The 23,637-nt window shown below is 65.1% G+C and carries 20 protein-coding genes; 12 read left to right on the top strand and 8 right to left on the bottom strand.

What is annotated here, in order from left to right; translation table 11 throughout:
• Window positions 1–103 precede the first annotated feature (103 nt).
• Window positions 104–934 carry a 2,3,4,5-tetrahydropyridine-2,6-dicarboxylate N-succinyltransferase gene (locus tag DVK01_RS10590; protein WP_121536629.1) on the top strand — a complete coding sequence of 277 codons (831 nt, stop codon included), beginning with the start codon at window positions 104–106 and terminating at the stop codon, window positions 932–934.
• Between the two features lie 255 nt (window positions 935–1,189).
• Here DVK01_RS10590 and DVK01_RS22840 read toward each other — a convergent pair whose 3' ends face one another.
• The gene (locus tag DVK01_RS22840) at window positions 1,190–1,315 is read right to left on the bottom strand and encodes a hypothetical protein (RefSeq protein ID WP_255410215.1); all 126 of its coding nucleotides are present in this window, start codon (window positions 1,313–1,315) and stop codon (window positions 1,190–1,192) included.
• A 14-nt stretch (window positions 1,316–1,329) separates the two neighbouring features.
• On the opposite strand from DVK01_RS22840, the gene DVK01_RS10585 reads away from it, so the two are divergent.
• The 3 genes from DVK01_RS10585 to DVK01_RS10575 are packed head-to-tail and all read left to right on the top strand — an operon-like array spanning window position 1,330 to window position 4,210.
• Entirely contained in the window at window positions 1,330–1,824 is a 495-nt protein-coding gene (locus tag DVK01_RS10585) for a hypothetical protein (RefSeq protein ID WP_233562761.1), read from the top strand.
• Between the two features lie 23 nt (window positions 1,825–1,847).
• Window positions 1,848–3,083 carry a diaminopimelate decarboxylase gene (gene lysA, locus DVK01_RS10580; protein ID WP_121510974.1) on the top strand — a complete coding sequence of 412 codons (1,236 nt, stop codon included), beginning with the start codon at window positions 1,848–1,850 and terminating at the stop codon, window positions 3,081–3,083.
• Window positions 3,083–4,210 (top strand): M20 family metallopeptidase, encoded by a 1,128-nt coding sequence (locus DVK01_RS10575; RefSeq protein ID WP_101349601.1) that lies wholly within the window; start codon window positions 3,083–3,085, stop codon window positions 4,208–4,210. Before lysA ends, DVK01_RS10575 begins: the two co-directional genes overlap by 1 nt.
• A gap of 16 nt (window positions 4,211–4,226) precedes the next feature.
• Here the strand turns inward: DVK01_RS10575 and DVK01_RS10570 are convergent, their stop codons facing one another.
• From DVK01_RS10570 to DVK01_RS10550, 5 genes are all read right to left on the bottom strand, one after another.
• The gene (locus DVK01_RS10570) at window positions 4,227–4,871 is read right to left on the bottom strand and encodes a phosphoribosyltransferase (RefSeq protein WP_121536627.1); all 645 of its coding nucleotides are present in this window, start codon (window positions 4,869–4,871) and stop codon (window positions 4,227–4,229) included.
• A gap of 87 nt (window positions 4,872–4,958) precedes the next feature.
• Window positions 4,959–6,266, bottom strand: coding sequence for an MFS transporter (locus tag DVK01_RS10565; protein WP_121536625.1), 1,308 nt, complete (start codon window positions 6,264–6,266; stop codon window positions 4,959–4,961).
• A gap of 90 nt (window positions 6,267–6,356) precedes the next feature.
• On the bottom strand, window positions 6,357–7,739 hold the full coding sequence (gene purB, locus DVK01_RS10560) for an adenylosuccinate lyase (protein ID WP_121536623.1): 1,383 nt from the start codon (window positions 7,737–7,739) through the stop codon (window positions 6,357–6,359).
• 125 nt (window positions 7,740–7,864) lie between these two features.
• Complete coding sequence (locus DVK01_RS10555) at window positions 7,865–8,932, bottom strand: zinc-dependent alcohol dehydrogenase family protein (protein ID WP_121536621.1); 1,068 nt, start codon at window positions 8,930–8,932, stop codon at window positions 7,865–7,867.
• A gap of 245 nt (window positions 8,933–9,177) precedes the next feature.
• The gene (locus DVK01_RS10550) at window positions 9,178–9,732 is read right to left on the bottom strand and encodes a hypothetical protein (protein ID WP_121536619.1); all 555 of its coding nucleotides are present in this window, start codon (window positions 9,730–9,732) and stop codon (window positions 9,178–9,180) included.
• A 147-nt stretch (window positions 9,733–9,879) separates the two neighbouring features.
• On the opposite strand from DVK01_RS10550, the gene purH reads away from it, so the two are divergent.
• From purH to DVK01_RS10515, 7 genes are all read left to right on the top strand, one after another.
• A complete protein-coding gene (gene purH / locus DVK01_RS10545) occupies window positions 9,880–11,460 on the top strand; it encodes a bifunctional phosphoribosylaminoimidazolecarboxamide formyltransferase/IMP cyclohydrolase (RefSeq protein WP_121536617.1) in 1,581 nt (526 codons plus the stop codon).
• Between the two features lie 147 nt (window positions 11,461–11,607).
• Entirely contained in the window at window positions 11,608–12,594 is a 987-nt protein-coding gene (locus DVK01_RS10540; protein WP_101349594.1) for a formate/nitrite transporter family protein, read from the top strand.
• A 36-nt stretch (window positions 12,595–12,630) separates the two neighbouring features.
• Entirely contained in the window at window positions 12,631–13,170 is a 540-nt protein-coding gene (locus DVK01_RS10535; RefSeq protein ID WP_121536615.1) for a hypothetical protein, read from the top strand.
• Between the two features lie 42 nt (window positions 13,171–13,212).
• Window positions 13,213–13,917 carry a hypothetical protein gene (locus tag DVK01_RS10530; protein WP_101349592.1) on the top strand — a complete coding sequence of 235 codons (705 nt, stop codon included), beginning with the start codon at window positions 13,213–13,215 and terminating at the stop codon, window positions 13,915–13,917.
• 113 nt (window positions 13,918–14,030) lie between these two features.
• Window positions 14,031–16,472, top strand: a complete 2,442-nt coding sequence (gene folP, locus DVK01_RS10525; protein WP_121536613.1) for a dihydropteroate synthase — start codon at window positions 14,031–14,033, stop codon at window positions 16,470–16,472.
• Window positions 16,473–16,609: 137 nt separating this feature from the next.
• A complete protein-coding gene (locus tag DVK01_RS10520; RefSeq protein ID WP_121536611.1) occupies window positions 16,610–18,118 on the top strand; it encodes a globin-coupled sensor protein in 1,509 nt (502 codons plus the stop codon).
• A gap of 82 nt (window positions 18,119–18,200) precedes the next feature.
• Window positions 18,201–18,809: a class I SAM-dependent methyltransferase gene (locus tag DVK01_RS10515; RefSeq protein WP_101349589.1), complete on the top strand. Its 609-nt coding sequence runs from the start codon at window positions 18,201–18,203 to the stop codon at window positions 18,807–18,809.
• A gap of 12 nt (window positions 18,810–18,821) precedes the next feature.
• Here DVK01_RS10515 and DVK01_RS10510 read toward each other — a convergent pair whose 3' ends face one another.
• Entirely contained in the window at window positions 18,822–20,687 is a 1,866-nt protein-coding gene (locus DVK01_RS10510; RefSeq protein WP_101349588.1) for a DEAD/DEAH box helicase, read from the bottom strand.
• 102 nt (window positions 20,688–20,789) lie between these two features.
• On the opposite strand from DVK01_RS10510, the gene DVK01_RS10505 reads away from it, so the two are divergent.
• Window positions 20,790–22,529, top strand: coding sequence for a Na+/H+ antiporter NhaC family protein (locus tag DVK01_RS10505; protein ID WP_121510986.1), 1,740 nt, complete (start codon window positions 20,790–20,792; stop codon window positions 22,527–22,529).
• A gap of 48 nt (window positions 22,530–22,577) precedes the next feature.
• On the opposite strand, the gene DVK01_RS10500 is transcribed toward DVK01_RS10505, so the two are convergent.
• Entirely contained in the window at window positions 22,578–23,636 is a 1,059-nt protein-coding gene (locus tag DVK01_RS10500; RefSeq protein WP_121536609.1) for a glycosyltransferase, read from the bottom strand.
• Between the last annotated feature and the right edge of the window lies 1 nt (window position 23,637).

The following is a 23,637-nucleotide window of genomic DNA, read 5'->3' as shown; positions in this document are numbered from 1 at the left end:
TGTTACATTAAAACCATTTTCCGACCCCGGCAGTACTGTGCAGAAGCGGTCGCCCCGAGTCGAAACCCCGACAAGTAATACCATCCGAGAAATAGTGACTCTCATGAGCCTCAAAGCCGATATCGACGACCTCTGGCAACGGAAACAGGACGGCCTCTCAGCGGCCGACGCGACCGACGACCACCTCGCCATCCTCGACGAGTTCCTCGCGGCCCTGGAAGCCGGCGAGGTCCGCGCCGCGGAGAAGTCCGGCGGCGAGTGGGAAGCAAACGCCTGGGTCAAGCAGGGTATTCTGCTGAACTTCGGCCTCCGCGAGACGGTGGCCCGCGAGTACGGCGGCGTCGACTACCACGACGTACTGCCGCTGCGCGAGACCGCGGACCTCGGCGAGCGCGGGACCCGCAACACGCCGGACGGGACCGCCATCCGCCGGGGCGCGTACCTCGGCGAGGACTGCATCATGATGTCGCCCTCCTTCGTCAACATCGGGGCCTACGTCGGCGACGGCACGCTCGTCGACTCCTGTGACACCGTCGGTTCCTGCGCCCAGATCGGCGAGAACGTCAAGCTCGGCGCAAACACGCTCATCGGCGGCGTCCTCGAACCGGTCGAGAACGCGCCGGTCATCGTCGAGGACGAAGTATCGCTGGGTGCTGGCTGTCGCGTCACCAGCGGCTTTGTCGTCGGTGAGGGCTCGATTGTCGGCGAGAACACGCTCCTGACGCCGCGGATTCCGGTGTACGACCTCGTCGAGGGCGAGGTGCTGTACGGCGAACTCCCGCCGGAGCGGCGCGCATTCCAGCGGTTCGTCGACTCCTCCGTCGGCGAGAACGACCTCATCCCCGGGGGCGCGTACAAGCCCGCTGTCGTGGCGACTGACGTGGAGGAGGAGACGCTGGAAGCGACGGAGCGAGAGGACGCGCTTCGGGAGTAGCGAGGCGCGCGAACGCAGTGAGCGAGCCTCGACGGAACGGTGAGCGAAGCGAACCGTGGAGTAACGGGATGAACGGCGAAGCCGTGAGGCGCGACCGTCGGGAGCGGTTCTCGGTAGACGACGGGCGACCATCGTGAGCCGTGACGTGCCGTATCTGGGTGAGGATGGGTACCCTCACCGGGCGTGCTGCTGTGGCCATGCGAACAAGCACCGGTTACCGCGGCGTGAACAATCGTCTGTATATTTGCTTCCATATTACAAACTTTGTCGCATGAGCCAGGGACACACCGTCTCTCGCGTCTCGGCGGTGGCGAGGTACAGATGGGTCGCTGGCAGTGCAAGCGGGCTGGTCGCCGGCGTCGGCATGGGGTCGTGTTCCACGCGGGGCGAACCTCATGCCGTTCGTCGGGGCGCTGTACGGCTGGCCGACCGTCGTCGGCGGGTGGGTCGTCCACCTGCTGCACAGCGTCTTCGCGGGCCTGTTGTTCGCGTTCGTCGTCTCCCGGCCGGTGTTTCACGGCCAGATTGCATCCGTCGGTGAGAGCGTCGCGGCCGGCGTCGTCTTCGCCGCCGCCATCGGCCTGCTCTCGACGGGACTCCTGCTTCCGGTGTCGATGAGCGCGCTGGGGGTCCAGTCGTTTACCGAGCCGCTGGTCCCGCTGCCGGGCCTGCTCGGGAACTTCCTCGTCGTGGCGTCGCCCATCTCGTGTACGGCCTGCTGCTCGGCTAGACCTACACCGCGGTCAGGGCGCGCGACGACCCGGAGCGCGTGGCGAGCGGGGCCTGACAGTGGCCGACGTGCCGTCGGCCGACGGGCACGAAGCCGGCGCGTCGCCGCTTTCGTCGCCGCTGGCCGGCGTCGTTGGGTCTCGAAACGGAACCCTTGTTAGCCGCCGACACCGTTGTTTCCTCAATGACCCACGACTCGCCGCCAGTCCGCCGTCTCGCGGACTGGGACCACGAGCGCCTGGAGGTAGTCGCCGCCGAGTACGGCACGCCGCTGTACGTCGTCGACCTCGACCGGGTCGCAGCAAACTACAAGCGGTTCGCTGCGGCGTTTCCCGACGCCCACGTAATGTACGCCGCGAAGGCCCACACTGGGCAGGCCGTCCTCTCGAAACTGCTCGAAGCCGGGGCCGACATCGAGTGTGCCGCCTGGGGCGAACTCCAGCGGGCCATCGACGCCGGCGCGGACCCGAATACGCTCCAGTACACGGCTGTCAACCCGCCGGATCGCGACCTCGACCGTGCCGTCGAGCTGGCCACCGAGAATCCCGGGCTGACGATTACAGGAGGTGCGCGGGACACCTTCGACCGCCTCGAAGAGCGGGGCTACGACGGACGGGTCGCCATCCGCATCAACCCCGGCATCGGCACGGGCCACCACGAGAAGGTCGCTACCGGCAAGGACGCGAAGTTCGGCATCCCCTACGACGAGGTCCCCGAGGTCGCCGCGGACGTACGCGAACGGTTCGATCTCGTCGGTCTGCATGCCCACGCCGGCAGCGGCGTCCTCCACGACGACCTAGACGACCACTGCCGGGCCATCGGGAAGGTCGCAGACATGGGTCGGGAGGTCATCGCCGACGGCGCGGCGCTAGACTTTGTCGACTTCGGCGGCGGCTTCGGCGTCCCGTACCGCGAGACGACCGAGCCGCTGGACATGGACGTGGTCGGCGAGAAGGTCCGCGAGGCCGTCGGCGATCTCGACGCGCAGGTCAAACTCGAACCCGGCCGCTACGTCGTCGCCGACGCCGAACTGATTCTGACCGAGGTCAACACGATCAAGGAGACGCCCGCGGCGACGGTCGTCGGCGTCGACGCCTCGCTGGCGACGCTCATCCGGCCGGCGATGTTCGGCTCCTACCACCCGATCCGGAACGTCACCGCGCCGGACCGCGAGGCCGAACCGGTGTCCGTGGGCGGCCCCTGCTGTACGAGCGCCGACGTGTTCTGCACTGACCGGCCCGTCGCCCGACCCGAGCGGACCGACCTGCTGGCAATCGGCAACGCCGGCGCATACGGTTACGAACTGGCGAACCAGTTCCACTCCCAGCCCCGGCCAGCGGAGGTCGGCTTCGAGGGCGGCGAGACGCGAGTTGTCAGGAAGCGCGAGACACTGGCGGACGTGACCCGCATGGAACAGTAATGTCGTTCGACATCCCCTCGTTCCACCGGCGGGCCGTCGAAACGCCCTCCCACGAGCGCGTCGACGAGATGCGCTCGCTGCTGGTCGACACGCTGGAAGACGCCGGCGAGTACCCGGAGATAGACGACCTCGGCAACGTCATCGCCTCGCGAGGCGATCCCGACGGGACCCACATCCTCCTCAACACGCACATCGACACCGTGCCGCCGCATCTGCCCTACGAGCGGCGGACGGAGCCGCCGGGGCCGGGCGAAGCCGTCGACGGCACCGGCGGCGACGGTGACGGCGACATCGTCTGTGGCCGCGGGGCCTGTGACGCGAAAGGGCCACTCACGGCCCTGTTGGACGGGTTTCTCACCGTCACGCCCGACGACGGCCGGGTCACGCTGGCGGTTTCGACAGACGAGGAGACCACCCAGACCGGCGGGGCACACCTCGCCGAGACCGTCGACGCCGACGGCTACATCGTCGGCGAGCCGACCGGGCTCGACGTGTGTACGGCCGCCCGCGGGCAGTTCGAGGGGACCGTCACTATCCACGGTGAGAGCGCCCACGCCGCCGACCCCGGCAGCGGGCAGAACGCGATTCGGGCCGCCGCGCCGGTTCTGCAGGCGATGGAGGCATACGATGAAAAGAAAGGGCCAGGTGAACACGAGACGCTCGGCCACCCCATCCTCACGGCGTCGATGATAGAGGGCGGCGAGGCGACCAATCAGGTCCCGGCCGAATGTACCATCACATTCGACCGGCGCAGCGTCCCGCCGGAGACGAGCGAGACCTTCTGTGGCGACCTGCAGGCCCACCTCGAACAGTGGCTTCCGGAGTCCATGGGCCTCACCGTGGACCTCATCCGCCCGGACACGCCGTTCCCCGAGGCGTTTGCGACCGACACCGATGCGGAACTGGTCCGCACACTACAGGACGCCAGCGGCGGCGCAGTTCGGCAGTTCGGGGCCGCGACGGAGGCCTCGTACTTCGCCGAACACGGCCCGACCGTGGTGTTCGGCCCCGGCGACCTGGGCGACGAACTGGGTGCTGTCGCTCACTCGAAACGCGAGTACGTCCGCCTCTCCGATGTGCGAACTGCCGCACGAGCCGTGCGGGAGACGGTCGAACGACTTGTCTGAGGCGGCAAATTAGGACCTACGCCGACCGTCGCTGGACGAGGTCAGGGAGCGCTGTCGTCGCGTCTTCGTCTGTCACGCTATCGAACTCTTCGTAGTAGTCTGAAGTAGCCTGAAACGCTGTCGGTTTCAGCGGGACGATGACGTCGTCCGTCCACCGCTGGACCTCCTCAAGCACGTCCGGCGGCGCGACAGGGGCAGCGGCGATAACCTCGTTCGCACCTCCTTTCCGGAGACGCTGGATTGCGACGCGCATCGCCGCACCCGTCGGAATCCCGTCATCGACCAACAACACCCGTTTGCCGGCCACGTCAAGCGGCCCCCACGTCTCGCCGTAGTCGACCGCTCGTGACTCGACAGTGTCGCTCGCGTGAATCTTCGCCTCCTGAATGTACTCCCAGTTCACGTCCAGAAACCGCATCATCGGGCTGTTGATCCACGAGAAGCCACCCGGCGCAACGGCCCCGATAGTCAGTTCTGGATGGTTTGGGGCCTGTATGCGCTGTATTACAATGACGTCCATCGGGAGCCCAGTTTCGTCAGCGACCACGGTGCCGACAGGGACACCGTCCGGTGCGAGCGTGACGACGATATCGGCGACGGCATCCCGCCGGCGCAGCGCAGCCACGAGCTGTTGCGCCGCATCCGAGCGGTCTGTGAACATACCTCATCATATGGAGTCGTACATCCTAATCATTCCGGTCAGTGGTCACCGTGACTGGCGGGTGAGCAGTCAGTGGCGCTCTCGGGCTCAGTCCTGCGGTGCCGGCTGGTCTGACTCCGGCCCAAGGTCTAGCGTCTCATCGACCTGTGTGTACGTCAGGACGAGTCCAACGAACGCGAGCGCGGCCCCGGCGGTGAAGGGCGTGCTGAACGAGCCGACGTTGTACAGCAGGCCCGACGCCAGCGGCCCGATAGCGACGCCGAGGCCGAACGCCATCGTCAGGACCGACAGCGTCGTTCCGGACCCGCGTGCGCCGGCCAGATCACCGGCAAGGGCAAGGGACGGAGCGAACACGAGCGCGACGGCGATGCCCTGAACGAACCGCGCCAGGAGCATGCTCCACGGTCCTGTCACGACACCCTGTGCAAACACCGACGGAACAAGGATGACGAACCCGGCGACGATGAACGGTCGCCGACCGAACCGGTCGCTCGCTCGGCCGATGGGGACCTGAAAGACGACGTTCGCGATGACGACGGCAGCAAACTGGACGCTGAAGAACAGCGTCGACTCGTCCAGTCGCATCCGAATCGGGCCTTCGAGGGTGGCAAACAGCGCGATAGTGGATGCCATCATGAACGTCCCAACGCCGAGGACGAACACCGAATCCAGCCCCCCGCCCTCCCGATCGAAGACGGCTATCGAGAGGTCCTTGCCCGCGTCGGCCTCGAACGGCGGGTCCCGAATCAGCGCCCAGACGAGGGCAAAGCTCACAACGGCGCCCAGTACGGCGATAGCGAAGGCGGCGGTGAAGCCAGATACCGCAGTGCCGGCGATTCGGTAGGTCACCACGTCGTTCGCCGCGAGTCCGCCGGTGATGACGACACCGGCGATAATCGGTCCGAAGCCAAAGCCGATGAGCCGAAAAGTGTTGAACACGCCGAAGTTCCCGCCGCGCTCGGCGTCACTCGCCGCGTAGTCGTTGACCAGTGCGACCGTCGCCGGAATCGTAAAGGCTGCACCGAGGCCCTGGAACGCCCGCGCGGCAAGCACCGTCCAGTACGAGGAGAGGAACGGGTAGGCCGCGCTACCGATGGCGAACAGCACCAGTCCGGTGAGGACGAACACCCGGCGCTTGCCGGTCCGGTCCGAGAGCCGCCCGGTGACGGGCTGGCCGAAGCTATTCAGCAGGCCAAACAGAGACAACACCAGCCCGATGAGCGTCTCTGTCTGGAGCGTGAATCCGAATATCTGCTGGCCGGCAATGCCGGCGAGAGACACTTGACCACTGGCGATGTACAGGGGGAGGACGATGATGAGAAACGAGTTGCCGAGCGCGTCTGCCATCCGGGCGAACGCCAGCGTCAGGACCCGCGTGTCAGTGCCGAGAACCATCTATCACTGACGAAGGCGGCCACACTCGTGATAGTTGCGTTCGCCGCGATGGGACGTGACAACATGAAAACGGCGGCAGAGTAGCGATTCTCAGCTGTCGTCGGCCTGCTGCTCCGCGATGCCAGTGTAGTCGGTCGGCGTCAGCGCTTCCAGTTCCGCCCGCACGTCGTCGCTCACGTCGAGGTCCGCGAACATGTCGTGGAAGTCCTCGATGGTAACCTCCCGGCCCCGTGTTGCCTTTTTGACCTGCTCGTAGGCGTCGGCGTACCCCTCGCGCCGGAGGATCGTCTGGACAGCCTCGCCGATGATTTCCGGCGTGGCCGCGAGGTCGTCGGCCATCACCTGCTCGTTGGGGACGACCTTCGCCAGCCCGTTCTGGCACTTACTGTAGCCGATGAGACAGTGGGCGAAGGCGGCCCCGATGTTGCGCTTGACCGTCGAGTCCGAGAGGTCCCGCTGGAGCCGGGAGTTCGTGACGTAGTCCCCGAGGAACACGAGATCGGAGTTCGCCTTCGAGAGATTCCCCTCGCTGTTCTCGAAGTCGATGGGATTGACCTTGTGGGGCATCGTCGAGGACCCCGTTTCGCCCTCGACGGCCTCCTGCCCGAGGTAGCGGTCCGAGACGTACAGCCACACGTCGAGGTCGAGGTCCAGCAGGACGTTGTTCGCGCCACGGAGGGCGTCGAACAGGACCGCGAGGTCGTCACAGGGGTTGACCTGCGTCGTCAGCGGCTCGTGTTCTAGGCCGAGGTCGGCGACGAAGTCCTCGGCGAACGCCGGCCAGTCCACGTCGGGGTAGGCGGCGACGTGGGCCGCGTAGGTCCCCGACGCGCCAGCCAGTTTCCCGGAAAGACCCTCTGCAGCGCGTTCGACGCGGGTGATAGCCCGCCCCAGTCGGGAGGCGTAGACGGCCATCTCCTTGCCGAACGTCGTCGGCGTCGCGGGCTGGCCGTGCGTGCGGGCCAGCATCGGCACGTCGGCGTAGGTGTGGGCCATCTCCACGAGCGCGTCCCGAATCTCGCGGAGTTCCGGGACGAGCACGTCCTCGGCGGCGGGCTTGACGAGCAGCCGCTGGGCGAGGTTGTTCACGTCCTCGCTGGTCAGCCCGAAGTGAATCCAGTTGTCGGCGTCCAGCCCCTCTGGCATGCCCAGCCGGATGAAGTACTCGATGGCCTTCACGTCGTGGTTGGTCGCCGCGTACTCGCCGTACCCTTCCGTCTCCAGTTGCTTGACGACGGCGGCGTCCTCGTCGTCGAACTCCTCGTACAGCGCCCGGAGCGTCGCGCGCTGGTCGTCGTCGATGGAAAGCGGCGTGGCGTCGAGGTCCGCGAGCGCGATGAGATACTCGACTTCGACTTCCACGCGGGCGGACATCAGCGCCCGCTCGCTGGCGTACGGGACGAGCGGTTCGGTGTAGCGGGCGTATCGGCCGTCGAGCGGCGAGACGGCGGCCAGTGGCCCTCTGTCGGTCATACCCGAGTGTGCGCGGGAGGCGCGAAAAAGCGTGTCGTTCTCCTGCAACCGTGACGCGCTGCGGCAGCGACGCGTGACGGCGAAAAAGAGAGAGTCGGGGTTCGGGTGAGGGGGCAGTCGCGCCGTCAGTTGCTGAACTCGTTGCAGACCGGGATACCGACCGTATTGTAGTCGCTCATCGCGGCCAGCTCGTCGGGCACCTGATGGATATCCACCGTGTCCTCGACCAGCGCGGTCGGGTCGAGTTTGCTCGATTCGACCATATCGAGCATTTCGCTGTACCGCGACGGCTGGAGGCCGAGCGACCCTTTAAAGTCGATTTCTTTGGCGACGAACTCGTCGGTCGGGAGCGGCACCATCCCCTCCTCCTCGCTGGTAGTGAGTCCGATCTGGACGTGCGTACCGCCTTTCCGGAGCGAGTTCACCGCGTTCTGACACGTCGTTGCAATACCGAGGGCATCTGCGGATACGTCGGCCCCGCCGTCAGTGATATCTCTGACCTCTTTCGCGGGGTCATCGACCTCCTGTGCGTTGACAGTGGCGACAGCGCCGAGGTCTTCCGCGCGCTCCAGTTTCTCGTCCATCAGGTCCACCCCGATGACGTTGCCGCCGAGGGCGTTCGCGATGTGAACCGCCGAGAGCCCGATGCCGCCGCAGCCGTGGATAACCACGTCGTCGCCGGCACTGACCGGTGCGCGGTGGGCCATCGCGTGGAACGAGGTCATGAACCGACAGCCCATCCCGGCGGCCGATTCGGCGTCGATGTCGTCCGGAAGCGGAACGGCGTTGAGGTCGGCGTTGGGAATGTGGACCTCCTCCGCGAACGCGCCGGGCGCCTGATTCATGAATCCGAGACCGATGTGGTTCTCACAGATGTTTTCGCGTCCGTTCCGACAGAGGTCACAGCTCCCGCAGGCGAAGTTGAACGGGATCGCGACCTCCTGTCCTTCCTCGATGTTTTCGACGTTCTCGCCGACAGAGACGATTCGGCCTGTCGGCTCGTGACCGAGGACGTGTGGCGGGTCAGGCCGGTAGCCGAACCAGTCCCAGTCCCCCTGCCAGCAGTGCCAGTCGGACCGACAGATACCACAGCCGATGACCTCTGCGACAGCGCCGTCCGGCTCCGGCTCGGGGCGGTCGACGTCCTGTACTGTTAGCGGCTCCTGGAACTCTTCTAGTAGTACTGCCTGCATTACAGTATTAACATTGGTTATCTTACTAATGAACATTATGGTTTTTAAACTACATAACTAACGTGCGACGGAGCTACTGAAGCGCCAGTTTTGAGGAATATAGTGCTCTATAAATAAGTCTAATTTCCGTTTACTTCTACGCATACAACGGCCAGCTCCGATACAACGTGTCAGGAGTTTCGACGGTCGCTCACGCCGAAATACCTTCGAGAGAGTGAGGACCTGGTCCCACTAGCGGGTAAGCTTCAACTCAGCCAGCCGTAGTCGCCATCGGCATCGCCAAAGCGGCCGTCCGGCGGATCGAAGCGGTAGAGGTCCTGTCCGAGTGCGACCCACGCGAGGCCGTATGCAGTTGCCGTCGCAGGCTGGACCTCGAATCCGAGGAACGCGATAGTCCCGAGGCCCAGCGCCACGCCAAGCCACGGCGGCTGAATCCGCGTCCTGACGAGACCGACGGCGACCAGCAGTGACCCGCTGACCAGCACGAGCACGCCGATTCCGATGATTGCCTCGCCGCCGCCGGAGAGGAGACGGACCAGCTGCCCGGCCGCGAAGACGAGACCGCCGAGGCCGCCGGCCCACGCGCCGACGGTCCCGGGTCGTTTCATCCGTGCGCCGTAGAAATCCTCGATGGCATAATGGCCGGCCACGACGCCGAGTGCGGAGACGATGGTTCCAGCGATAATCGGCAGGCTCGTGGCTGTCTGGCCGGTCGCGGACAGCGCCGCGGCCCAGCCGATCCAGACGATACCGCCAACGGCAGCGACCGCGCCAGCGCGCTGACACCGAAGCTTCGCCATACGGGCGAGTTGGCGGCGGGCTACAAATGCGCACCGGACCGATAGACACCGACACCATGGACATAAATAGCGTGGCTCGGTCGCATACCACAATATTCCGAAGGGGGTTTCGCAACAACTTTGCACCGGCCGGTCCGTCGGTCGCACATGAAACTCGCCGGTATGGCCAGCAACCGCGGCCGGAACCTCATGAACATCGCGGACCGCGCCCCGGGTGGGGCGTCCTTCGCTGTCGTTCTGACGAACGACGCGGACGCGCCAGTACTGGAAGCAGCAGCCGAGCGCGGCATCCCAACCGAGGTCGTCGAGCGCGACGGTGACGAGTCGCGCCAGTCCCACGAAGAGCGCGTTCTCGACGCGCTCTCGGAGTACGACTTCGACCTCGTCACGCTGGACGGCTACATGCGCGTCCTCAGCGAGACGTTCCTGGACGAGACACCGACCGCGTTGAACATCCACCCGAGTCTCCTGCCGAACTTCACCGGAGCGAACGCACACGAACAGGTCCTTGACGCCGGTGTGAAGGTGACGGGCTGTACCGTCCACGTCCTCGACGAGAGCGTCGACGGCGGCCCCATCGTCACGCAGGAACCCATTCCCGTCTTCGAAGGTGACGACGAGGACAGCCTCAAAGAGCGCGTGCTCTACGAGGGTGAGTTCACCGCCTACCCCCGGGTCATCGAGTGGTTCGCGGAGGGCCGCGTCAGTATCGACTGGGACGAGGGCACGGTCTCAGTCGAGGGCGACGACGGCGGCGACTTCCCCGCCCGCCGCGTCGTCTCAGACGATCTCGCCGCGAGCCTGCGCTACGGGGAGAACCCACATCAGGACGCCGCGCTGTACACTGATACGACCGTCTCAGAAGCCAGCGTCGTCCACGCCGACCAGCTCAACGAGGGCGCGAAGGCGCTGTCGTACAACAACTACAACGACGCTGACGGTGCCTTGAATCTCATCAAGGAGTTCGAGGAGCCCGCCGCGGCGGTCATCAAGCACACCAACCCGGCCGGCTGTGCGACGGCTGACTCCGTGGCCGACGCCTACGCGAAGGCGCTGTCGACGGACCCAATGAGCGCTTTTGGAGGTATTGTCGCGCTGAACCGCGAATGCGATGCCGCCACCGCCGAGCAGATTATCGACTCCTTCAAGGAAGTCGTCGTCGCGCCCGGCTACACCGACGCCGCGCTAGACGTCCTCTTCGAGAAGGAGAATCTCCGGGTTCTTGACGTGAACGACAACTTCGAGGTTACGGACACGCTGACTGAGAAGCCCCTCGTCGGGGGTCGACTGGTCCAGGAGCGTGACACCCAGCACCTCTCGGCTGACGACCTCGAAGTCGTCACCGAGCGCGATCCGACCGACGAGCAGATCGAGTCGATGCTGTTCGCCTGGCACACGCTCAAACACGTCAAATCGAACGGCATCCTCTTCGCCGACGGGACGGAGACGGTCGGCATCGGCATGGGGCAGGTCTCCCGTGTCGACGCCGTCCGACTCGCCGCGATGAAAGCCGACGAACACGCCGAAGGGAAAGACGCGGACGGAGCGGTGATGGCCTCCGACGCCTTCTTCCCCTTCCCTGACGGTATCGAAGAGGCCGCCGACGCCGGTATCGAGGCGGTTATCCAGCCCGGCGGCTCGAAGAACGACGAGAGCGTCATCGAGGCCGCGGACGAACGCGACATGGCGATGGTGTTCACCGGTCAGCGGTCGTTCAGACACGACTGACCAAGAGAAACGAGTGTCTGAACCTCAGTGACAAGTACTGCAAGGCTATCGGCGGCTCACGGCTGAGGGCGGACTTTTTATGATGTGTCGCCGGGCTGACTGTCGGCAACGAAAGAGGTTTCATACCGGCTATTGAACGGGCGACTGATGGCAGACAACGACGACAGGGAGGAGGCTGTCCGCGATGCCGTGGACGTCTCTCGAAGCGGTGCGCCGGCAGGTGGCAGCGTCATCCGTGACCGGTTCTCCGCCGACGAAATCTTCCAGCGTATCATCGTCGCGGCCGACGAGGAGGTGACGTCCGGAACCCGGGAGCTCTTTTTCAGCGGACTCGCCGGCGGCTTCGCTATCACAGTGACGTTCCTGCTGTACGCGTCGCTGTACGGCACGACCGGTGGCGACCCGATACTAAGTGCGCTGCTGTACCCACTCGGGTTCATATTTATTATTCTCGGGGATTACCAGCTGTACACCGAGAACACGCTCCCGCCGGTCGCGCTCGTCCTCGAGCGGCTATCGAGCCTCCCGTCGCTGCTTCGCATCTGGGGTGTCGTGTTGCTTTCAAACGTCTTCGGCGGCATGCTCGGCGCACTCGCACTGGCGACGACGAACGTTCTCTCCGCCGACGCGGCGGCGGCCGCCGCCGGCTTCGCGGAGAAGGCCATCGAGACATCCCAGATAACACTGTTCTCGAAGGCGGTGTTTGCCGGCCTCATCGTCGCTGGCGTCGTCTGGGTCGACTACTCGCTACGGGACAGCATCTCGCGGCTCATGTTGATCTACATCTCGTTCCTTGCGATCCCGTTTGGAAACCTCTACCACGTTGTCGTCTCTGCGACGGAGATGTTCTACCTGGTGTTCATCGGCGAACTGGCACTGTCCGTCGGTCTCTGGCAGTTCGTCCTGCCGGTACTCATCGGTAACTCCGTCGGTGGTGTCGTCCTCGTGACCGTCGTCAACTACTTCCACACGACCGAGCGACGACTCGAAACGGCGCGGGATGAAGGGTCCAAGCGCCAGCTCACCATCCGGGAGTGGATATGGGGCGGATGGTCCGCCTCTGGCCGCTCGTACGTGCCGGCAACTGAGGAGATCCCCCGAAGCGATCCGGAATCGCGAGAGAACGAGCGCTGACACAAACCATTTCAACGCCCTCCGGCTATCGTATGTGTGAACTGGGTGAGAGATAACCGCCTGCTGCTTCTGTTTGCCGCTGTCGTTCTGACGACACTGGGGGCTGTCGGGGTGGGAATCGTCGGTGTCGTCGCGACAGTCGGAGCGCTTCTCGGCGGCGGCGCGGTTGTCCAGACCGTCGCCGGATTCTTGCTTGGCACACTGTTACTTGTGGGTGTCGACATCGTTTTTTCAGTCGCGCTGGTCCGTGCGCTGGCCCGGCGGGCGTCGGTGCCGAAGAGCCAGCGCGTCGCTGATGGACTCGCCCGTCTCGAAGCCGTCGTCCCACCGCTCGCGTCGTTCAGTCTCTCGGACGTGTTCGCGCCGCCGGAGCCGACCGTCGAGGAGCGACACGAGGTGTTGACGCGCCGGTACGTCGAGGGGGAACTCTCTGAGGCCGAATACGAGCGGGAACTGCGGACGCTTCTCGACGAAGACGAGGACCCGGGGAGGGAACCGCAAGACGCCGCCGGTATCGAAACCGACCTATCGCGGACCACGGCGACCGATGCCGAGTACGAACCGGCCCGGGAGTAATACTGAGCGGGTTTTACATGCTCGCCCGACGACTGGTCGAATATGGACACACCTACGTTTCTCGAGGTCGAGGTGGAGCGGGACGCCGTCGCCTCGGTGCTTGACGCCGTCCCCGGCGTCGCTGTTGTCGACGACGCCACTGCTGTCCCCGTATCTGGACTGGAAGGGCCGGATGGAGCCGAGGATTCCGGTCCCAGTCTCACGGACCGTCTCGGGTCGCTATGGCGACAGTGGGGGCTGCTCGGCACTGGGGTGTCGCTTATCGCGCTCGGCGCAGCGACGGCCGGGCTCTGGTGGTACCGCCGCCGAAATGCCGATGAAACTGCTGTCGAGAGCACCGATGAGGACACGTCGGGATGGGCCGCGGAACGTGCAAGCGAGACGCCACCACCGGCTGAGCCGACCGTCGACACGCCATCGCCGGTCGACACGGAGTTCGAGCCGCCAGCAGCGGTCGCAGAAGCCGAGGACACGCCGACTCCGGAGACACAGGAAACTGCGCTGGCCGGAGAGGAGCCACAGACGGAGTCCGGGTACCGGCAGCAGTACAGCGAGGAAGAGACCGAGCCGGCTGGCGTCACCGGCCCGGAGACCCAGACACCAGCGGAGGGGGAGCCAGAGGAGACGGACACGGCAGACCGACCAGGTGCGAAGATCGACCCGGCACCGCTGCTGGGTGCCGCGTTCCTGATTCTGTCGAGCGCGCTCGGTCGGTGGGCCACGCGCGACCGGAGCGAACAGGCGTAATTGTCGCTGCGAGGCCGTGGCGCTAGTCTGGGAAGCGGGCGTTCGGGGCGTCTTCGCGCCGGAGACACGCAACAGTCCGACAGGCTAAAGCGAACGGCTCTGATAGCCCGACCATGGAGTTCCACGAGGCCGCGAACTTCCTCTTCGAGTTGCGCCGGTTCGCCCCACGACCCGGTACTGATGCCACGCAGGACCTGCTCTCGTCGCTCGGTGACCCACAGGAGGGACTTCGCTGCGTCCAGATTGCGGGGTCCAACGGGAAGGGGTCCACCGCGCGGATGGTCGAACGAACGTTGCGGGAAGCCGGCCTCGATGTCGGGCTGTACACCTCGCCGCATCTCGACGACGTGCGCGAGCGGATTCGTATCAACGGCCGGAAACTCTCCGAGGCCGCCCTCGTCGAGTTCGTTGAAGCGATCCGGACGTACGTGACCGAACAGGGCGCGGCCAACGACTCGCCTACCTTCTTCGAGACGATGACCGCGATGGCGCTGTGGGAGTTCGACCGTCAGGACGTAGACGTCGCGGTGCTGGAAGTCGGTATCGGCGGTCGGTACGACGCTACAAGCGTGGTCGACCCAGTCGCCAGCGCTGTCACGTCCGTAACGCTCGAACACACAGACATTCTCGGCGATACTGTCGCGGAAATCGCCCACGACAAGGCCCACGTCGCCCCCGAAGACGCTCCACTGGTGACCGGAACGACCGGCGACGCGCTCGCGGCCGTCCGCGAGGTTGCCGGCGATGTTGTGACTGTCGGAGAGGGCGACGACGGCGTGACGGCGACGTATAACGGTCGCGAGGGACTGGAAGGGTCGGTCTCGGTCGACGGTTCCGACTGGAGCGTCGATACCTACCTCCCGCTGCTGGGCGCACACCAGGCGCAGAACGCCGGAATCGCAGCCACGCTGTGCCAGCAAGTCGCGGACATCTCACAGACGGACCTCGAACGGGGCCTGCGAAACGCCCACTGGCCCGGTCGGTTCGAGGTGATGAATGAGTCGCCGCTGGTCGTCCTCGATGGGGCACACAACCCCGGGAGCATCGAGCGCACCGCGGAGACGCTGTCCTCGTTCGACTACGACGACCTCCACGTCGTCATCGGCGCGATGGTCGACAAGGACCACGAGCGCATCGCCGCGGCGTTACCGGACCCGGACCACGTCGTCGCCTGCCAGCCCAACGTCGACCGGGCGGAGTCTCACCGCGTTGTCGCGGCCGCAGTGGAGAACGCGACCGACGCGACGGTCGAGACGCGCAGCGACGTTGCGGGGGCGCTGGATATCGCACTCGACGCCGCGGAAGCAGGCGATGCGGTCCTCGTGGTTGGGTCGCTGTACGCTGTGCGGGAGGCCCGGACCAACTGGTCGCGCTCGCTGGTCCCCAAACAGGTCGACTCGCTGGCCGAGGCCCGCGAGACCATGGAGAGCGCCCACGTTACCGCGGCCGGGACCCAGCGGATGCGAGGCAAGGGCGTCCACCGCGTCCTGCGCACCCGCGTCCAGCCGCGACAGGCCCAGTATCTCAAGGAGGAACTGCTGTCGCTGGGCGGCGAATGTGCGATTTCCGGCCTGAGCGGTCAGGACGAGGAAGCCATCGATGTGGTCATGATGGCGACGATGGCGCAGTACAGACGCCTCGCGGAGAAGTTGGACGGCCAGTCCGACGGGCTCGCGTCGTTCGCCGACGAGCTACGGGCCGCGCTGTCTATCCAGCAGCCCGAGCCGGATACGTCGACAGTGTATCCCTGGGACGACAGCACGGCAGTCATGGGCATCTGCAATATCACGCCGGACTCCTTCCACGACGGCGGCGAGTACAACGCCGTCGAGGACGCTGTCGCCCGCGCCGAGCAAATGGTCGAGGCCGGCGCGGACATTCTCGACATCGGCGGGGAGTCGACCCGACCCGGTGCCGAACCGGTCCCGGTCGAGGAGGAAATTGACCGCGTCGTCCCGGTTATCGAGGCGCTTTCGGAGCTGGACGTCGCCATCTCCGTCGACACGCGGAAGGCCCCCGTCGCGCGGGCGGCACTCGACGCCGGGGCAGACATCCTGAACGACGTGTCCGGGCTGGAAGACCCCGAGATGCGACTCGTCGCCGCCGAGTACGACGTGCCGGTGGTCGTGATGCACTCCATCGAGACGCCGGTCGACCCGGATAGCGACATCCACTACGACGATGTGGTCGAGGACTGTATTGACCAGTTGACCGAGCGTGTCTTGCTCGCCGAAAAGGCCGGACTCGACCGCGACCAGATTATCGTCGACCCGGGCATCGGCTTCGGAAAGTCGGCCACAGAGAGCTTCGAACTACTCGACCGACTGCCAGAGTTCGAGGCGCTTGGCTGCCCTATTCTGGTCGGACACTCTCACAAGTCGCTGTTCAGGCTGGCCGGACAGGAAGCGGGCGACTGTCTGGAGGCGACCATCGCCGGGACGACGCTGGCGGCCGAACGAGGGGCCGATATCGTTCGTGTCCACGACGTCCCGGAGAACGTTGCTGCCGTTCGCGTCGCCGAGGCGGCCCGTGATCCACAGAAGTTCGAGGACTGAGTCGGCCAGCCAAACAGACAGTCGGACAACCGCCAGACTATACCGCCATACCCGGATATTCCCTCCAATTATTTATGTTTCTCAACGATGAGAATTAGGGGCGAACATATAACCCTTATGTCTGTTGACTCCTCGCCATGGCATTTCAGAGCGAAAGTACAAGCTCTCGAAAACGGATCACTAAATCTGATAGGGCTGGCGTCGATGGCGGGACACTGACAGACCGTATCGGACTGGACGCCGGGGAGATACGCTGGCGAAAGGAGTTCACTGGGTTTGACGAGTCGGATGTCGACAATCTCACCGCGATGGCGGACGAGACGAACGCCCGGGCCGAATCTGTCGTCGACGATTTCTACGATCATCTCCAGTCGTACGATGAAACCGTCGAGATCTTCGGGCGGTCCACCAAGTCAGTCGACCAACTCAAGAACACGCAGACGCAGTACCTCCGGGACCTCGTCGCCGGGAGCTACGACAAACAGTACTTCGAGAACCGGGCCCGTATCGGGAAGATTCACGATATGCTCGACCTCGGGCCGAAAATCTATCTCGGGGCCTACAGCATCTATTTCGAGCACTTCTTGCGGACAATTGTCGAGGACCTGCAATCGGGCGACGCTGCCCGGGACGAAGCGCTCGAAGAAATGCAGTCGCGGGCGCTCTCCGTGTTCAAACTCCTCAATCTCGACCAGCAGGTCGCGATGGACACCTACATCGACTCGTACAGCCAGCGGCTCGAATCGGCAATCGATGACCAGCAGGCGCTGATGGAGGAGGTCGAGAGCGGGCTCCAGGAACCCATCGACGAACTGAGCACCTCCGCTGAGGCGGTCGCTCAGACGAACAAGCAGATCACTGCGACAGCCGAGACCCAATCCGAGTCGATGGACGAGGTGGCGGGCGAGGTCGCGGATATGAGCGCGACCATCGAGGAGATTGCGTCGACCGCCGAGGAAGTCGCGAGTACCAGCACGTCAGCTGAACAGAAGGCTGCACGTGGGAACGAATCCGCACAGCAGGCTGCGGCCATGATGAACGACGTCGACGACGCCGTCGATACGGTTTCGGAAGATATCGCGGGCTTACAGGAGCAGGCCGACGAAATCGATGACATCGTCGAAGTGATAAACGACATCGCGGACCAGACGAACATGCTCGCGCTGAACGCCTCCATCGAAGCCGCACGCGCCGGCGAGGCGGGCGATGGGTTCGCCGTCGTCGCCGACGAAATCAAGACGCTCGCCGGGGATTCACAGGAACACGCGAACCGGATCGAAGACACCGTCACGGAGATTCAGGACGAGACCGTCGACGCCGTCGAGAGCCTCGAAACCGTGACCGAACAGGTGACGGAGGGCATCGATCAGGTCGAGACGGCAGCTGAACGGCTCGAAGAGATTGTTTCGGCGGTCAACGAGGCGTCACAGGGCATTCAGGAGGTCTCTGCGGCGACCGACGACCAGGCGGCGTCGACAGAAGAAGTCGCCAGCATGATCGACGAGCTGTCGAGCGGTATCGACGATATGTCGGCACAGCTCGACGACCTTGCAGCGACGAACGAACGGCAGACAGAGAAGATACAGGACGTGGCCGAGACCGCTCGTCGACTCGACACCGAACGGCGCAACTTCGATTCCCGCTGAGCCACGTAGTGTTGTGGTGCCCGGGTTGTACCCGCTCCCACACCACCCAAAGAGCTATTCCGGACTGTCGAGAGCACCGCGTATGAATCGACGCGACATCGTCCGCGAGGGCTACGACGATATCGCCGCGACCTACGCGACCGAGCGTGACGGTGAGGGTCGCGAGCGCGATCTGGTCGCAAGCCTCGCGGATCGCCTGCCTGCCGAAAGCCGGGTTCTCGATGCCGGCTGTGGCGCCGGAACGCCCGCGATGGACAGTCTCGCAGCCGAGCACACTGTCACCGGACTGGACATCTCTCGCGAGCAGCTACGAACGGCGCGCGAGCGGGTCCCCGGACCGCGGCTCTGTCAGGGGGACCTGGCAGCGCTGCCGTTCCCAGCAGACACGTTCGATGCGGTCGTCTCACTGCACGCGGTCATCCACGTTCCGCGAGCGGAACACGCTGCCGTCTTCGCCGAGTTCGAACGCGTGCTCGAGCCGGGTGGTCGACTCCTGGCCGCGCTGGGCGACGAACAGTGGGCGGGCACCAACGAGAACTGGCTGGGGACCGATACCGAGATGGCCTGGAGCTTCTACGGGCGCAGTCGCAATCGCGAGCTACTGACTGAGGCCGGCTTCTCCGTCACCGGTGTCGAAACCGTCGACGACGAACTCGGTGGGGTGTTCGCGTTTTTCCGGGCGCGAGCGTAATCCCATCTCTGCTCACTCCGTCTCGGCCGGCGGCTCGACGGCCTCGGCCTCCGTCTCTGTCACGCGGATGCCCTTTGAAGCGAGGTGGCGCATCTGCCGGCGGACGAAGTCCTCTTCAGTCGTCCCTCGCGTCGCGAGAATGACCATCCGGGCGTCGCCGGCGGGGCGCATCGTTCGACCGGCCCGCTGTGCGCCCTGGCGGCGGGACCCGCCAAGCCCGGAGGCGACGATGGCGAGTTCGGCGTCCGGCAGGTCAATACCCTCGTCGCCGACGCGGGAGACGACCAGCGTGTCGAGTTCGCCCCGGCGGAACTCGTCGAACAGCTTCTCTCGGCGGGCGTGTGGCGTCTCACCGCTGATAAATGGTGCGTCGATGGCCTCGCTGATGGCCTCACCCTGATCGAGATACTCGATGAACACCAGCGCCTTCGCGGCGTGGTTCTCGGCCAGCGCGTAGCGAATCTCGTCTACCTTCCCGGTGTTGCTGGCGGCGGCCTGCCGGCGGTCGTGGCCCGACGTGGAACTGTACTCTGACTGTTCGGTCTCGTTGCCCCACGGCACGAGGCGGATTTCGACCTCCGGCTCGGAGACGTACCCCTCGTCGAACAGTTTGCCCCAGTCGGTCCCGATTGGCGGGCCGACGAGCGTGAATATCTCCTCCTCGTCGTCGCTCTCGCGGGTCGGCGTCGCGGTCAGGCCCAGGCGGTGTTTGGTCTGGAGGTCCGCGCTCCGCCGGTGGATGGGCGAGGGGACGTGGTGGACCTCGTCGTAGACGATGAGCCCCCACTTGCGCTGGTCGAACAGTTTCCGGTGGCGGTCCATGCCGGCGGTGCGGTAGGTGGCGATGGTGACCGGGCAGATGGACTTCTCGCCGCCGTGGTACTCGCCGATGTCGTCGTCAGTGAGCGAGGTGTGCCGGACCAGTTCGTCGCGCCACTGGGTCGCGAGTTCGCGCGAGGGGACGAGAATCAGCGTCTCGCCGCCAATAGCGGCCATCGCACCCATCGCGGCGACGGTCTTGCCCGACCCCGGCGGGCCGACGAACACGCCCGAGCCCTGCTCGGTGAACCGCTCCACCCAGTCCTGCTGGTAGTCCCGCAGGCGCAGGCGCAGATCCATCTCGATAGCGTCGCCCGTTTCGAGGTCGCGGTCGTCCCGAACCGGATAGCCCGCCTCGTACAGTGTGCGCTTGATTTCGGCGGTCGCGTCCTCGTTGACCCACGACTCCGAGTCGGAGATGGGGGCTCGGAGGTGGTCGTCGTCGAGTTTCGGCCGGGCGACGTTGCCCATCAGATCGTCGCTTTCGGCTTCGAGCACGACGTAGCCGTCCTCGTGGGTCTTCAGGCGGAACTTCCGGGCGCGCTCCCACTGGCTCGTCACCCACTCTTCGAGGTGTGGCGAGCGTTCGCCCAGCACGTCTCGCATCGTCGCGAGCAGGTCCTCCAGAGACTCGTGGGGTGCAGCCCAGATGTCCTCCTCGCGGAGTTCGTACACGTAGCCGCCCGAGCGGTTGGTGTCCTGCAGTCGGGCGAACTGCGAGAGTTGCGCACGCGTGAACTGGTCGGGGTGTTCGACCACCACTTCACGGCGGTCGGGAAACAGGACGACGCGCTCGCGGTCGGTCACTTCTGCGATGTCCGTCGGATACCATACAGACTCGACTTCGGACACGTCCTGGCGCTCGATGTCGCCGTCGTCGGCGATCCCCTCCAGTGCCGCCCGCGCCTCGTCGGGCGTCAGATCCGTTTTGCGGGAGAGCTCCGTCGCCGTCAGATGTGGGCGGCCGACAGCATCGATGGCGTCGTAGACGGCGTCGAGTTCGAGTTCCGTGGTGGCATCCGAGTCGTCGTCTCGGTCAGCTGGCTCCTCGACTGTCACTACCGAGTGGAGGGGACCGACGCTCAAACGGGTTTCGTCTGGACAATCCCTGACGCGGCTGCGAATACATACCTTAATATAGCGCCACCTAGACGTGCCGGCATGGTTGAGGGAATCGCGGCTGGACCGTGGTCTATCGTCCCTGCGCTCGTCGCCATCGGTCTCGCCTGGTACACCCGTGACGCCCTTATCGGGCTGTTCGTGGGCATCGTCATCACAGGCGTGCTGGTCGGCGCATTACACCCCCAGGCTGTCGGGGTCCCGTCGGACCTGATCACCGCTGGCGGTGAGGTGGCCACCGTCCAGCCACAGGCCGAGGACGGGAGTCCCTGGACAGTCGGCGTCGGTGGCATCGTACTCGGAGCGATCTTCGGGCTGAAGCTCGTGCCGGAAATCATCGCCACGGCCCCGCTGTTCGGGGAATGGTACGTGAAGAACGTCCTCCTCGCCATCTTCGCCATCGGCGGGCTGATCGGACTGATGATTCGAGCTGGGGCGATACAGGGCGTGCTGGAGTCGCTGGTGGCGCGGGCCGACTCCGCCGCAGACGCCGAGAAGGCCGCTTTCCTGGCCGGTATCGCCATCCATATCGACGACTACTTCAACTGCCTCGTGGTCGGCTCGATGATGCGGCCGCTGACCGACAAGTTCGACGTTTCGCGGGCTAAACTGGCCTACTACGTCGACTCAGCGGGGTCGCCAGCGTCACGGCTCGCGTTCTACTCGACGTGGGGCGCGGCGATGGTCGGCTTCATCGGTGGCGGTCTCGTCGAGGCACAGCAGCAGGGGACGCTCCCGTCGGGCATGACCAACTTCGTCAACACCGGCGGCGAGCAGGTCACTGCGGCGACCGGGGCTGTCTGGCCGCTGTTTTTCAACACGCTGTTTACCGGCTTCTACTCGTGGATTGCGCTCGGCCTCGCTGGCCTTGTCGCGTGGCAGGTCGTGCCAAACATCTACGGGATGGGGACCGAAGAGACCCGGGCGAGAAGCGAAGGGAAGGTCGTCGGAGACGACGCAGACCCGATGATTTCCGCAGAGATGGACGAATACGAGGTGTCCGAAACCGCCACACCGGACTGGCGGAACTTCGCCTGGCCGATCCTCACGATGATTGTCGTCGGCCTCGGCGCGATGTTCTGGCGAGCCAGCCCCGTCATCTACGTCAAGGGGAAGGAAGGGATGGGGACCACACTGCTCCAGCTCGGCAGTTGGCAGCTAATCACGCCGCCGAGCGGGCCGTGGGCGTTCAACATCGGCGGCGTCCAGCTCGGTCTGGCCTCGTTCTCCGCGCTCATCGTCGCCTTCCTGCTGTATCGCTGGAAGGGCGACATCCCGTCCAACGACGACGCGACCGATGCGATGATGGTCGGCTTCAAAGGCATCCTCCTCGCGGCTGTCATCCTGATGTTCGCCAGTTCCATCCAGAACGCGGTGACGATACTGGGCATCTCGTCGTTCGTGACGAACGTCTTCGGCGGCGTGCCTGCGTTTGTCATTCCGGTCGGTGTCTTCCTCGTAACCTCGTTTGTCAGCTTCTCAGACGGGTCGTCGTGGTCGACCTACGGGATCATGTTCCCCATCGCCATCCCGCTGGCGTTCTCGACGGGTGCGAACCTCCCGCTCGTCCTCGGCGCGGTGTTCAGCGGCGGCATCTTCGGCGACCATACCTCACCCATCAGCGACACGACCGTGCTGGCGTCGTCGACGAGCGGAAGCGACCACATGGTTCACGTCAGAAGTCAAGCACCCTATGCCCTCATCGCGGCTGGTATCGCGGCCGTGTTGTTCCTCGTGTTCGGGCTGGTGCTTCCCGAAGGGTTCCGCGTCATCCCGTACTGACTGGCGGCAATTTGTCCACGTCGCCAGCGCGTCTGAGCGACGTTCCGATTAGAAAAGACCGGTATCTTCGATTTGCTTCTCGTAGAGGTCCTCATACTCTGCTCGGACCTGCGCGTGGTCGAACTCGGCACAGGATTCGTCGACCGTCCGGCGCTCGAATCCGGCTGATTCAGCGATTTTGTCGGCGATTTCCTGCGGGTTCGTCACTCGGAACGCACGGTTGCGCTGCTCGATGAGTTCGTGGGCTGATGACTCAGCCTGGTACTCCACGATGCCGATACAGCCACAGGCCATCGCCCAGAGGAGGTCGGTAGCGAAACACTCGCGAAACGCCGTCTGGACGAACACGTGCGCGCCCTTGTAAATCGAGACGCGCTCCTCTACGTCGCACGCACCGACGAAGGTCACGCGGTCGTCGATGCGGAGGTCGGCGGCCTCCTGTTCGTAGTACGCTCGCTCGGGGCCGTCGCCGATGATCGTCGCCGACCAGCCCTTCTGTCTGAGTTCCGCCAGCCCGAGCAGCAGCGACTCGACGTTCGCGCTGCCGTCCAGTCGGTGGGCGTACACCACGTCGATCTCCTCGCCGGCATCGGTCTCTCTAACGAGGTCCATGTCGATGCTCTGTGGGAGAATCGTGGTCTGGTCCGCCGTCGCTCCCCGCTCGCGGACTCGCGTGCGGACGAGTTCGGACGGTGTGACGAGGCAATCCGACGCGCGGAGCGCGAGGTCGGCCCGGCGGCTCTCGGGCACGTCCTCGTCCCCATACCACTCCGTGAGAAGCGGCGCGCGAGACAGCGTTGCACCGGCCTTGGCCGCGAGTGCGACCGACGACGGCGTCGGGTGGACGTGGACGACATCTGGACGGAACCGGGCGAGCATGACCGGCAGGCGGACACAGAAGGAGGGGGTGGTCGGCGAGACGGTGACGGCACGGTAGGTGACGCCGTCGCGCTCGCGCTGATTATCGAATCCCGACCACCACTGCGAACAGAACACTGTCACGTCGTGGCCGGCAGCGGCGAGTTCGGTAGCCACCCGCTCTAGCCGGGTCCGGCCCACTGTGTCCCGGTACTGACTCGTCTCCATGGCGACGACCGCGACACGCATA

Source organism: Haloarcula sp. Atlit-120R, assembly GCF_003665885.1.
Lineage (GTDB): Archaea > Halobacteriota > Halobacteria > Halobacteriales > Haloarculaceae > Haloarcula > Haloarcula taiwanensis.
The sequence above is the reverse complement of the archived record's forward strand: the minus strand, read 5'-3'. Positions and strand labels throughout refer to the sequence as shown.

Bases quoted from the DNA above. Each gene is read 5' to 3' on its own strand.
- DVK01_RS10515 (WP_101349589.1), top strand. From the start codon at position 18,201: ATGAATCGACGCGACATCGTCCGCGAGGGCTACGACGATATCGCCGCG.
- folP (WP_121536613.1), top strand. From the start codon at position 14,031: ATGGAGTTCCACGAGGCCGCGAACTTCCTCTTCGAGTTGCGCCGGTTC.
- DVK01_RS10530 (WP_101349592.1), top strand. From the start codon at position 13,213: ATGGACACACCTACGTTTCTCGAGGTCGAGGTGGAGCGGGACGCCGTC.
- DVK01_RS10540 (WP_101349594.1), top strand. From the start codon at position 11,608: ATGGCAGACAACGACGACAGGGAGGAGGCTGTCCGCGATGCCGTGGAC.
- DVK01_RS10585 (WP_233562761.1), top strand. From the start codon at position 1,330: ATGCCGTTCGTCGGGGCGCTGTACGGCTGGCCGACCGTCGTCGGCGGG.
- DVK01_RS10575 (WP_101349601.1), top strand. From the start codon at position 3,083: ATGTCGTTCGACATCCCCTCGTTCCACCGGCGGGCCGTCGAAACGCCC.
- purH (WP_121536617.1), top strand. From the start codon at position 9,880: ATGAAACTCGCCGGTATGGCCAGCAACCGCGGCCGGAACCTCATGAAC.
- DVK01_RS10505 (WP_121510986.1), top strand. From the start codon at position 20,790: ATGGTTGAGGGAATCGCGGCTGGACCGTGGTCTATCGTCCCTGCGCTC.
- lysA (WP_121510974.1), top strand. From the start codon at position 1,848: ATGACCCACGACTCGCCGCCAGTCCGCCGTCTCGCGGACTGGGACCAC.
- DVK01_RS10500 (WP_121536609.1), bottom strand. From the start codon at position 23,636: ATGCGTGTCGCGGTCGTCGCCATGGAGACGAGTCAGTACCGGGACACA.
- DVK01_RS10565 (WP_121536625.1), bottom strand. From the start codon at position 6,266: ATGGTTCTCGGCACTGACACGCGGGTCCTGACGCTGGCGTTCGCCCGG.
- DVK01_RS10590 (WP_121536629.1), top strand. From the start codon at position 104: ATGAGCCTCAAAGCCGATATCGACGACCTCTGGCAACGGAAACAGGAC.
- DVK01_RS10570 (WP_121536627.1), bottom strand. From the start codon at position 4,871: ATGTTCACAGACCGCTCGGATGCGGCGCAACAGCTCGTGGCTGCGCTG.
- DVK01_RS10520 (WP_121536611.1), top strand. From the start codon at position 16,610: ATGGCATTTCAGAGCGAAAGTACAAGCTCTCGAAAACGGATCACTAAA.
- DVK01_RS10555 (WP_121536621.1), bottom strand. From the start codon at position 8,932: ATGCAGGCAGTACTACTAGAAGAGTTCCAGGAGCCGCTAACAGTACAG.
- purB (WP_121536623.1), bottom strand. From the start codon at position 7,739: ATGACCGACAGAGGGCCACTGGCCGCCGTCTCGCCGCTCGACGGCCGA.
- DVK01_RS10550 (WP_121536619.1), bottom strand. From the start codon at position 9,732: ATGGCGAAGCTTCGGTGTCAGCGCGCTGGCGCGGTCGCTGCCGTTGGC.